This is a genomic window from Marinobacter sp. (assembly GCF_033722195.1).
GTDB lineage: Bacteria > Pseudomonadota > Gammaproteobacteria > Pseudomonadales > Oleiphilaceae > Marinobacter.
Map to the genome: position 1 here is coordinate 1 of NZ_JAWVZL010000109.1, position 9654 is coordinate 9654.

General features: G+C 66.1%; 13 protein-coding genes. 11 read left to right on the forward strand and 2 right to left on the reverse strand.

The features are described 5' to 3' along the window. From R3280_RS14400 to R3280_RS14420, 5 genes are all read left to right on the forward strand, one after another. A partial coding sequence (locus R3280_RS14400) for an OmpA family protein (RefSeq protein ID WP_318999310.1) occupies positions 1 to 314 on the forward strand: 314 nt, incomplete at its 5' end. 175 nt (positions 315 to 489) lie between these two features. After that, the gene (locus R3280_RS14405; protein ID WP_318999311.1) at positions 490 to 1284 is read left to right on the forward strand and encodes a ParA family protein; all 795 of its coding nucleotides are present in this window, start codon (positions 490 to 492) and stop codon (positions 1282 to 1284) included. A gap of 51 nt (positions 1285 to 1335) precedes the next feature. Continuing rightward, positions 1336 to 2118 carry a CheW domain-containing protein gene (locus R3280_RS14410; RefSeq protein WP_318999312.1) on the forward strand — a complete coding sequence of 261 codons (783 nt, stop codon included), beginning with the start codon at positions 1336 to 1338 and terminating at the stop codon, positions 2116 to 2118. 154 nt (positions 2119 to 2272) lie between these two features. Beyond that, on the forward strand, positions 2273 to 2761 hold the full coding sequence (locus R3280_RS14415) for a chemotaxis protein CheW (RefSeq protein ID WP_318999313.1): 489 nt from the start codon (positions 2273 to 2275) through the stop codon (positions 2759 to 2761). A 55-nt stretch (positions 2762 to 2816) separates the two neighbouring features. Next, entirely contained in the window at positions 2817 to 3206 is a 390-nt protein-coding gene (locus tag R3280_RS14420) for a DUF2802 domain-containing protein (RefSeq protein WP_318999314.1), read from the forward strand. Positions 3207 to 3236: 30 nt separating this feature from the next. Here R3280_RS14420 and R3280_RS14425 read toward each other — a convergent pair whose 3' ends face one another. After that, on the reverse strand, positions 3237 to 3554 hold the full coding sequence (locus tag R3280_RS14425) for an EscU/YscU/HrcU family type III secretion system export apparatus switch protein (RefSeq protein WP_318999315.1): 318 nt from the start codon (positions 3552 to 3554) through the stop codon (positions 3237 to 3239). Positions 3555 to 3576: 22 nt separating this feature from the next. After that, the gene (locus R3280_RS14430; protein WP_318999316.1) at positions 3577 to 4965 is read right to left on the reverse strand and encodes a flagellar hook-length control protein FliK; all 1389 of its coding nucleotides are present in this window, start codon (positions 4963 to 4965) and stop codon (positions 3577 to 3579) included. Positions 4966 to 5082: 117 nt separating this feature from the next. Here R3280_RS14430 and ccmA point away from each other — a divergent pair, with 117 nt between their 5' ends. The 6 genes from ccmA to R3280_RS14460 form a co-directional block, all read left to right on the forward strand. Beyond that, entirely contained in the window at positions 5083 to 5709 is a 627-nt protein-coding gene (gene ccmA, locus R3280_RS14435) for a cytochrome c biogenesis heme-transporting ATPase CcmA (RefSeq protein ID WP_318999317.1), read from the forward strand. Next, entirely contained in the window at positions 5706 to 6431 is a 726-nt protein-coding gene (gene ccmB, locus R3280_RS14440) for a heme exporter protein CcmB (protein WP_318999318.1), read from the forward strand. The genes ccmA and ccmB overlap by 4 nt, the downstream gene beginning before the upstream one ends. A gap of 15 nt (positions 6432 to 6446) precedes the next feature. Then, entirely contained in the window at positions 6447 to 7193 is a 747-nt protein-coding gene (gene ccmC, locus R3280_RS14445) for a heme ABC transporter permease CcmC (protein ID WP_318999319.1), read from the forward strand. A gap of 2 nt (positions 7194 to 7195) precedes the next feature. Next, positions 7196 to 7438, forward strand: coding sequence for a heme exporter protein CcmD (ccmD, locus tag R3280_RS14450; protein WP_318999320.1), 243 nt, complete (start codon positions 7196 to 7198; stop codon positions 7436 to 7438). Between the two features lie 15 nt (positions 7439 to 7453). After that, complete coding sequence (gene ccmE, locus R3280_RS14455; protein ID WP_318999321.1) at positions 7454 to 7918, forward strand: cytochrome c maturation protein CcmE; 465 nt, start codon at positions 7454 to 7456, stop codon at positions 7916 to 7918. A 34-nt stretch (positions 7919 to 7952) separates the two neighbouring features. Further along, on the forward strand, positions 7953 to 9654 hold a 1702-nt coding region (locus R3280_RS14460; protein ID WP_318999322.1), incomplete at its 3' end, for a heme lyase CcmF/NrfE family subunit.

The following is a 9654-nucleotide window of genomic DNA, read 5'->3' on the forward strand; positions in this document are numbered from 1 at the left end:
CCTTCGAGCTGCTCGAGACCATTGCCGGTGTGCTCAAGGGCCGCGATAACGCGGTTCGCGTCGAGGGCTTCACCGACGACCTGCCCATCCGCACCGCCAGCTTCCCCTCCAACTGGGAGTTGTCCGCCGCCCGCGCTGCCGCGGTGGTGCGGGTGCTAATCATGGAAGGTGTGGAACCGGAGCGGCTGGCGGCGGTAGGTTATGGCCAGTATCAGCCGCTGGCCCGCAACGACACCGCCGAAGGCCGCAGCCGCAATCGCCGGGTGGTGCTGCTGATATCCCGGGATGCCAGTATCCGGGGTGTCATGCGCTAGCGGGAACCGACAGGCTGGCACGAATCCTGTATCCCGTTCCGGAAACGGCGGAGTGGGCAAAGGATTGCCGCGGAACCCAGGCCAGGAAGGAACCCTAGCGGCTCCGCCACACTCAAGAAACCGATCAGATGGCCGACACCCTATTAGTGTGGCGGAGCAATCACGGAGACGCTTTGTGCGAATTTGGGCAGTAGCCAATCAAAAGGGTGGGGTGGGCAAGACCACCACCGTGACAGCGCTTGCCGGGCTCCTGGCAGGCGAGGGCAAACGTGTGCTGGTGATGGACCTGGACCCCCACGGTTCCCTGACCAGCTGGTTCGGCTATGATCCGGACACCCTCAGCCACAGTGCCTTCGACCTGTTCCAGCACCAGGGCAAGGTACCCGACGGGCTGCCGGCCCAGCTGGTGACGGAAACCCGTTGCCGCAACCTTTCCCTGATACCGGCCAGCACGGCGCTGGCTACCCTGGAACGAAAGATGGTGGGGGTGGAAGGCATGGGCCTGATCGTCTCCCGCGCCCTGACCCAGCTCTGGGACGACTTCGATTACGTGCTGCTGGACAACACGCCCTCACTGGGGGTGCTCATGGTCAACGCCCTGGCGGCGGCCCAGCACCTGATCGTGCCGGTCCAGACCGAGTTCCTGGCCATCAAGGGTCTGGAGCGCATGCTGCACACCCTGGAGATGATCACCCGGTCCCAGAGGAACCGGCTCGAGTACACCATCGTGCCGACCTTGTTCGACCGCCGTACCCAGGCCTCGGTGAAGAGTCTCAACCTGCTGCGCAAGACCTACCCGGACGAGCTCTGGCGCTTCGCGATTCCGGTGGACACCAAGTTCCGGGATGCCAGCGAGGCCGGCAAGGTGCCCTCGGATTTCGACCCGGAAACCCACGGTGTCCGTGCCTATCGCCGGCTGTTGGCAGACCTGCAGGACCAGATGGCAAGGTCCGGGAAGCGGGCATCATGACTGTCGGTTCCTTGACGGCAATCCAGCCGGCGCCGGAAATCGGGCGTTCTGATGACTAGCCGTCGCAAGACCGAGTTTGCAACGCCGGACCATGCGCTGGCGAGCTACCTGGACGATCTGCTGCAGACCGCGGTCCGGGGTGCGCGGGAGGCCGAACCCGAGCCGCCGGCGCCTGCGCTGTCGCAGCCGGTGGGCAAGGCCGAGACCAAGGCGCCGCCAAAATCGGCGCCGGCCGAGCCTGACTTCAAGGCCCCGGTGGCGCCGCCACCGCCGGTAGAGCCCGAAGCCCCCGCCCCGGTCATACTCACCCGGGACGAACCGGAGGTGGCGAAGACGCCGGAACCCGAGCCCGAGGCGCCGCCGAGCCGGCCGCCCTGGTCGGAGCGGCCCTTCGAGTGCCTGATCTTCCGGGTCGCCGGCCTGCAGCTGGCGGTGCCCCTGGTGCTGCTGGGTGCGATCCATCGGCTCGATGGCAAGGTCAAGACCATACCCGGCCGGCCGCGCTGGTACATGGGCATGCTGCCCAGTCAGGACCAGAACCTGCGGGTGGTGGATACCGCCGAGTGGATCATGGCGGGCCGGGTGCCGGAGGGGGCCCGGGACCAGTACCGGTTTGTGATCCGGCTGGACAACAGCGAGTGGGCCCTGGCCTGCGACGACGTCGCCCAGTCCTTCACGCTGGATCCGGACGAGGTGCGCTGGCGCTCCGGTCGCAGCAAGCGGCCCTGGCTGGCGGGCACCGTGATTAAGCACATGTGCGCACTCATTGATGTGGGCACTATGGCATCCTTGCTGGCCCGTGCCGAGCGCGAGCACCGGTTGCAGCTGGACTGAATCCCGGCTCCGGCGTGCAACAACACGCAACAATTGGAAACCATGCCGCAACTGGCACGGTTTGTGCCCTGATCTATAGTAACGGGCACTGAATGATGGTTTTTTGACAATCAGGCTGTCCCGTTCCGGGACCCTGTGCAGGAGATTGAGCACTATGGCATCCCAGAGCGGACAACCGAAAGCGGCGAAGGACGATCAGGTTCTGCAGTACGTCACCTTCCGTCTTGACGACGAGACCTACGGCATTGGCGTCATGCAGATCCAGGAAGTGCTCCGGTACACCGAGATCGCGCCGGTTCCCGGTGCCCCGGACTACGTGCTGGGCATCATCAACCTGCGGGGCAACGTGGTGACAGTGATCGACACCCGCCGCCGGTTTGGCCTGGCGGATGCCGAGGTCACCGATGCCAGCCGCATCGTGGTGATGGAATCCGCCAACCAGGTCATGGGAGTGCTGGTGGATTCGGTGGCCGAGGTGGTGTACCTGAAGGCAAGCGAGATTGAAACGGCGCCCAATGTCGGCAACGAGGAAAGCGCCAAATTCATTCAGGGTGTGTGCAACAAGAACGGCGAGCTCATCATTCTGGTTGAGTTCGACAAGATGCTGGCAGACCACGAGTGGGCTGAAATCGCCTCACTCTGACCGGGACAGGTCGGGGCGGGTTCCACTCGGGTCAGACTCCACAGGAGATTGAACCATGTACGACTGGACCCCTCTGGCCCCCTGGGCCCTGACCACCACCGCGCTGGTGCTGCTGTTCACCCAGGCCTGGCTGTCGCGGCGGCAGATCGCCCAGCTCCGCAACCAGCTCAAGGAGCGCTGCGATACCCTGGGGCGGGAACTGCACGCCACTGGCAGTGGCAGCATGGGGGTGGGGCATCGGGTGGTGGCCTGCGAACGCCAGCTCCACGAGCTCCGTCGCCTGATCGATGAGATGCGCCAGAACGATCCGCTGCGGGTTTCCTACGATGAAGCTTCGAGGCTGGTGGAGCTGGGCGCCGACATCGAGGACCTGATGAACACCTGCGGTATTTCCCGTCCCGAGGCCGAACTGGTGGCCGCTCTCAAGCGCCGCCAGGCCGCCTGATCCGACTTTCCCCGGCTCACCCGCCTCCGCTCACAGGAACGGCGGCCTGGGTTGGCCGTCGGCCCCCGCATCAGCGGGGGTCTTGCCCTGCAGATTGAACGCAAATGCCAGGATCTCGGCAATCACCCGATACAGGGTGTCCGGGATTTCCTCGTCCAGTTCCAGGCGGGCCAGGATGGCCGCCAGTTCAGGGTTCTCGTAGAGCGGCACGCCGTGCTCCCGGGCGATCCGGATGATCTCCTCCGCCACCTCGTCCATACCTGTGGCCGCCACAACGGGCGCGCGCTTGCCGTCGTACTTGAGGGCAACGGCGGTTTCACGGCCATTCCGGCCCGGCTGTTCGGTCATCACTCAACCCCTCCCTGTCCGCTCATGCCCGGGTGTCCACCAGCCGCTGCTCGAGCCGGGTGGCCGAGCCCTGGGGCGTGCCCCGGCGGCATTCCAGATCCACTACATCCAGCCCCAGATCGCTGAGGCGAGTCCGCAGGCCCGTCAGTTCCTCCTGGACCCGCTTCAGGGTGTCCTGCTGTTCCGCCCAGACCCGTGCCGACACCTGGACATCCCGCAGGCTGACCTCGAAGAACACCGAGCCGGAGTCGTCCAGGTCCAGCGCCAGTGAGAAACGCCATTCTGCCACCGCCGGAGCCCTGCGGGACTTGCCGCCTTCCTCCCCGGCGCGATCGTGTTCCAGCCGCAGCTGGGCCAGGCGGGGCTCGCCCTGGGGGTTGACCCAGGGCAGCTCGACCAGCCAGGTGGCCGGCGCCGGACCCTCGGCGGTGACCCGGTTGGTCAGTGCCTGGCTGTGGAGCTGGTTGACCGAGATCCGGTTCAGCATGCCCGCCAGCAGCCGCAGCATCTGGCCGGCCTCCATGGGCTCGCGGCCGGTTACAGGCGGTGGCGAGGGCAGGGGGTTGGGAAACTGCAGGGGCGCCTGTACCAGCTCGTGACTGACCAGCGGCGTGTAGCGGTTGAACTGGCCGGCATCGCCCCCCTGTTGCGCCAGCAGGCTGGCCACAATGCGACCCAGCGCCAGCTTCAGGTCCGCCAGCGGCATGTCGGCGGCACGGGCCACCCGGCTTTCGGCAAAATTGCCGCTGTCGCTGATCCACGCCTTGATGCGGGCCACCAGGGCCTCCGGGTCGGCCCCTGGTGCCGTGCTCGCGGCCGGACCGGTGGCTGCGCCGGGGGGCAGGGCGGTCGTCAGACTCTTGCCGCTGGGCAACTGGCTCACCAGTTGCTGGATGGCCTCGGTCACCGCTGTGGGTAAAGGCGCGCGGCCGGCGAAACTGCCCGGAGCCGACCCGGTGGCGGCGCCAAGGGCGTTGACGAGCTGGGCCAGGCCGGTGTCCAGGCGCTGCTGCCAGGGAAGGCGCTGGGCGAGGGCCTGGGCAATGCGAGCCTCCGGGGCGCCGGCCAGCTTGCCCAGCAGCTGCAGCTCATTGCCGGCCCGCATGACCTTGACCCAGTCGCCCTGTGCCAGCGGCGTCTCACCCACTGCCGGCTGGATCAGCAGGCTGCGGCCGCGGATGTCCAGCACCGCCTCGGCGGCCTGGCCCTGGGCGCTGTTGAGCACCTGGGCCACGCGGGCCAGGACGGTCTCGCGGTTCTGCAACTGCAGCATATCCAACTGCTGGGCGGGGCTCAGTTGGCTGGGGGCCGGATCGGCCCGGACCGTGGCGGCCGCCGCCGGTGGCCGAAGGTTCTTCACGCCCTCGACCGGGGGCGGCGTCTGGCCGCTGTCGGGTAGTTTGGTCACCATGTTTCAGTCTGGTCCGATCGCTTTCCCGGGTGAGTAATCCTGGCTCTAGTTCGTTATAATAGCGGCGGTTTGAGGACGCCGTCTTCACCGCGCCACCACCACTACCTTGAGGCCCCGATGTCCGAGCCGTTACTCCAGGCTGTCGACTTGAGCTGCGAGCGCGACGATCGCGTCCTGTTCCGGGACCTGTCCGTATCCATAGTGCCCGGCACACTGACCCGTGTCGAGGGGCCGAACGGGTCCGGCAAGACCACCCTGCTGCGCATACTGGCCGGCCTCCACGACGGCTACACCGGCCGCATCCTCTGGCGCGGCCAGCCCCGGGGTGGCATGCGTGATCAGTTCCTGCGCAATCTGCTGTACATCGGCCACCGGCCGGGGGTGAAGCCGCTGCTGACGCCCCTGGAGAATCTGCGCGCCTTGCTGGCCGGCCGCCACCGCCACCCTGACGGCGTCCTGCGCCAGGCCCTGGACGGTTGCGGCCTGGCGGGCTTTCACGACGTTCCCAGCCAGCACCTGTCCGCCGGCCAGCAGCGGCGGGTGGCCCTGGCCCGGCTGCTGATCTCGGACGAGCCGCTGTGGATTCTGGATGAAGCTTTTACCGCCATCGATTTCCAGGGTGTGGACAGCCTTGAGCGGCTGCTCGGCCAGCGGGTGGCCAGCGGCGGCGCGGTGGTGGTCACTACCCATCATCCGCTGGCGCTGGCGGGTATGCAGCGGGTCGAACTGGGGCAGCCATCATGACGGCGCACACCCGCACCGCGTTGCCGCTGGCGGAGCCCCGTGTGAGCCTGCCGGCGGCCATGCTGGCGGTGTTACGGCGGGACCTGCAGGTCAGCTTCCGGCAGAGTCAGGATCTGCTCAACCCGCTGCTGTTCTTTGTCATGGTGGTCTCGCTCTTCCCCCTTGGGGTTAGCCCGGAAGTGGCATTTCTACGCCAGGCCGGCACCGGTATTCTGTGGGTGGCGGCCTTGCTGTCGACCCTGCTGGCGCTGGACCACCTGTACCGCCACGATTTTGACGACGGCACTCTGGAGCAGCTGGTGCTTCAGCCCCAGCCACTGTTCCTGCTGGTTCTGGCCAAGACCCTGGCGCACTGGCTGGTGACGGGCCTGCCGCTGGTGCTGCTGGCGCCGGTTCTGGGCGTGATGATGCACCTGGAAGGGAACTCTATCGCGGTTCTGTGTCTAACGCTGCTGATCGGAACTCCGGTGTTGAGCCTGATCGGTTCCATCGGCGCGGCCCTTACCCTGGGATTGAGGTCTGGCGGCGTGCTGCTGTCGCTGTTGATTATTCCGCTGTACATTCCCGTGCTGATTTTCGGAACCGGCACGGTCATGGCGGCGACCGAGGGCGCGCCCGTGGGCGCCTACCTGGCACTGATGGGGGCTTTCCTGGCACTGGCGCTGACCCTGGCGCCCTTTGCCTCGGCGGCGGCCCTGAAGATCAGCCTGTCATCGAGTTGAGAGGATTACGGCCTGATGTGGCAATTTTTTCATAAGCTGGGCTCACCCCGCTGGTTCTACGGCATTGCCAACCGGTTCATGCCCTGGTTCCTGGTGATCGGCCTGGCGCTGACGCTGACCGGCATTGTCTGGGGCCTGGCCTTTGCGCCCAAGGACTATCTCCAGGGCAACAGCTACCGCATCATTTTCATTCACGTGCCGACGGCCTTTCTGGCCCAGTCGGTCTACGTCATGATGGCGGTTGCCGCCGTGGTGACCCTGGTGTGGCGCATGAAGCTGGCGGATGTCTTCGTCAAGTCGGTCGCTCCGGTGGGGGCGGTGCTGACGTTTCTGGCGCTGTTCACCGGTGCGGTCTGGGGCAAACCCACCTGGGGCACCTGGTGGATCTGGGATGCCCGGCTTACCTCCATGCTGATCCTGTTGTTCCTGTATTTCGGGGTCATCGCCCTGGCGGCGGCCATCTCCGATGAAAAGTCCTCCGCCCGCGCGGTGGCGGTGCTGGTGCTGGTGGGCGTGGTGAACATTCCGATCATCCAGTACTCGGTGGAGTGGTGGAACACCCTGCACCAGCCGTCCACTTTCAAGCTGACCGAGAAGCCCACCATGCCGGTGGAGATGTGGCTGCCGCTGCTGCTGGTGGTGCTGGGTCTATACCTGCTGTTCGGTTGGCTGGCCTGTTACCGGGTGCAGACCGAGATTCTCTGGCGTGAGCGCCGTACCCAGTGGGTCAAGAGCCTAATCCAGCCGCGGGGAGTGGCGTGAACATGCAATTCGATTCCTTCCAGGCCCTGCTGATGATGGAGGGCCACGGCCCCTACGTCTGGACCTGCTACGCCGTCTTTTTCGTGCTGATGACCGCCCTGGTGGTTTGGTCCGTGCGCCAGCGCAAGGCGCTGGTTCGCCAGCAGGTTCGCCAGGAGGCCCTGCGCCAGCGTCAGGCCGCGGTTACCGATCCGGTCAAGCCCGGCGGCGGCGATTTCAGCCCGATCAACCAATCCCGAACCTGAGCCCAGAAAGCAACTATGCACCCGATAAGACGAAAGCGACTGTTCATTGTCCTGTTCCTGCTGACCGGCCTGGGTCTGGCCATTGGCCTGACCACCTACGCCCTGCGCCAGAACATCAACCTGTTCTACGACCCCAGCCAGATCGTCAGCGGCGAGGCCCCGAAAGAGGTCCGCATCCGGGCCGGGGGCATGGTGGAGGAGGGCTCGGTAAAGCGTGCCCCTGACAGTCTGGATGTGGCCTTCCGCGTGACCGACTACAACGCCTCGGTGACCATGCAATACACCGGCATCCTGCCGGACCTGTTTGCAGAGGGGCAGGGGGTGGTGGCCACCGGTATGCTGCGCCCGGACGGCGTCTTTGTGGCGGAGCAGGTGCTTGCCAAGCACGACGAACAATACATGCCGCCTGAGGTAAGTGAGTCCCTGGAGCGGGCCGCCATGCGCAAGGCCCAGAGCGCCGAGGCGCCGGCCGCCTATTGAGACTGCTGCCCAATTAAGTCGACGGGAGAACATCATGTTTCCGGAACTCGGACAATTTTCACTGGTACTGGCCCTGCTTCTGGCCTGCCTGCTGGCCAGCGTGCCGCTGGTGGGGTCACTGACCGGCCGTGACAGCCTGCAAGCCTTTGCCCGGCCACTGGCCTCCGGCCAGTTTGTGTTCATTGCCATCGCCTTTGCCATTCTGACCCACGCGTTCATGGTGGACGATTTCTCCGTGGCCTATGTGGCCAACAACAGCAACAGCATGCTGCCCTGGTACTACAAGTTCAGCGCGGTCTGGGGCGGCCACGAGGGCTCGCTGCTGCTGTGGGTGCTGATGCTGGCGGGCTGGACCCTGGCGGTGGCGGTATTCAGCCGGGGCCTGCCGGCGGCCATGGTGGCCCAGGTACTGTCGGTGATGGGCATGATTACGGTGGGTTTTCTGCTGTTCCTGCTGCTCACCTCCAGCCCCTTTGAGCGCCTGCTGCCCAACGTGCCGGCGGATGGCGCCGACCTCAACCCGCTGCTGCAGGATTTCGGCCTAATCGTGCACCCACCCATGCTCTACATGGGCTACGTGGGTTTCTCGGTGGCCTTCGCCTTTGCTATTGCGGCCCTGATCGGTGGTCGCCTGGACGCCGCCTGGGCCCGCTGGTCCCGACCCTGGACCACGGTTGCCTGGTCCTTCCTGTCCCTGGGCATCGCCCTGGGTAGCTGGTGGGCCTACTATGAGCTGGGCTGGGGCGGCTGGTGGTTCTGGGACCCGGTGGAGAATGCCTCCCTGCTGCCCTGGCTGGCGGGTACCGCGCTGGTGCATTCGCTGGCGGTGACCGAGAAGCGCGGCGTATTCAAGAGCTGGACCGTGCTGCTGGCCATCCTGACCTTTTCGCTGAGTCTGCTGGGCGCCTTCCTTGTGCGCTCGGGTGTGCTGACCTCGGTGCACTCCTTCGCCTCCGACCCGGCCCGGGGCCAGTTCCTGCTGGCGCTGCTGGCCATCACCATCATCACCAGCCTGACGCTCTACGCCTTCCGGGCGCCGGTGGTGCATTCCCGGGTGCGTTACGGTTCGCTGTCGCGGGAGGTCTTCCTGCTGCTGAACGCCGTGCTGATGATGGCGGCCATGCTGCTGGTGCTGGTGGGCACCCTGTACCCGCTGATTCTGGATTACCTGGACATGGGCCGGCTTTCCATCGGTGAGCCTTTCTACAACGTCACCTTCAGCCCGGTGGCCATCGCCGTCGGCCTGTTGATGGGTGTGGGGATCTTCTCCCGCTGGAAGAAGACCGACGGCGGCTGGCTGGGTCGCAAACTGCTGTGGCCGGCGGCCTGGAGTCTGGTGGCGGCGGTGGCTGTGCCGCTTTGGCACGGGCGCTTCGAGCCCTGGGCCGTGATCGGCGTCTTCACCGCGGCCTGGGTTGCCGTGGCCACCCTGCAGGACCTTTGGCAGAAAGCGGAATCCCGCCAGGGCCGCTGGCATGGCCTCAAGCGCCAGAGCCGCAGCTACTATGGTATGGTGCTGGGTCACCTGGGGCTGGCCATCACCATGGCCGGCGCCACCGTGGTGTCCAACTACGGGGTTGAGCGGGATGTCCGCATGAGCCCGGGCGACACCGTGATGATCGGCGACCTGGCCTACGAATTCGTCGCCATCGGCGAGCGCCGGGGCGCCAACTTCACCGCCCAGACCGCTGAATTCGTGATCCGGCGGGACGGTGAGGAGGTCGGCCGGCTGTACC

Bases quoted from the DNA above. Each gene is read 5' to 3' on its own strand.
- R3280_RS14430 (WP_318999316.1), bottom strand. From the start codon at position 4,965: ATGGTGACCAAACTACCCGACAGCGGCCAGACGCCGCCCCCGGTCGAG.
- ccmE (WP_318999321.1), top strand. From the start codon at position 7,454: ATGCACCCGATAAGACGAAAGCGACTGTTCATTGTCCTGTTCCTGCTG.
- ccmA (WP_318999317.1), top strand. From the start codon at position 5,083: ATGTCCGAGCCGTTACTCCAGGCTGTCGACTTGAGCTGCGAGCGCGAC.
- R3280_RS14420 (WP_318999314.1), top strand. From the start codon at position 2,817: ATGTACGACTGGACCCCTCTGGCCCCCTGGGCCCTGACCACCACCGCG.
- ccmC (WP_318999319.1), top strand. From the start codon at position 6,447: ATGTGGCAATTTTTTCATAAGCTGGGCTCACCCCGCTGGTTCTACGGC.
- R3280_RS14415 (WP_318999313.1), top strand. From the start codon at position 2,273: ATGGCATCCCAGAGCGGACAACCGAAAGCGGCGAAGGACGATCAGGTT.
- R3280_RS14425 (WP_318999315.1), bottom strand. From the start codon at position 3,554: ATGACCGAACAGCCGGGCCGGAATGGCCGTGAAACCGCCGTTGCCCTC.
- ccmD (WP_318999320.1), top strand. From the start codon at position 7,196: ATGCAATTCGATTCCTTCCAGGCCCTGCTGATGATGGAGGGCCACGGC.
- R3280_RS14410 (WP_318999312.1), top strand. From the start codon at position 1,336: ATGACTAGCCGTCGCAAGACCGAGTTTGCAACGCCGGACCATGCGCTG.
- ccmB (WP_318999318.1), top strand. From the start codon at position 5,706: ATGACGGCGCACACCCGCACCGCGTTGCCGCTGGCGGAGCCCCGTGTG.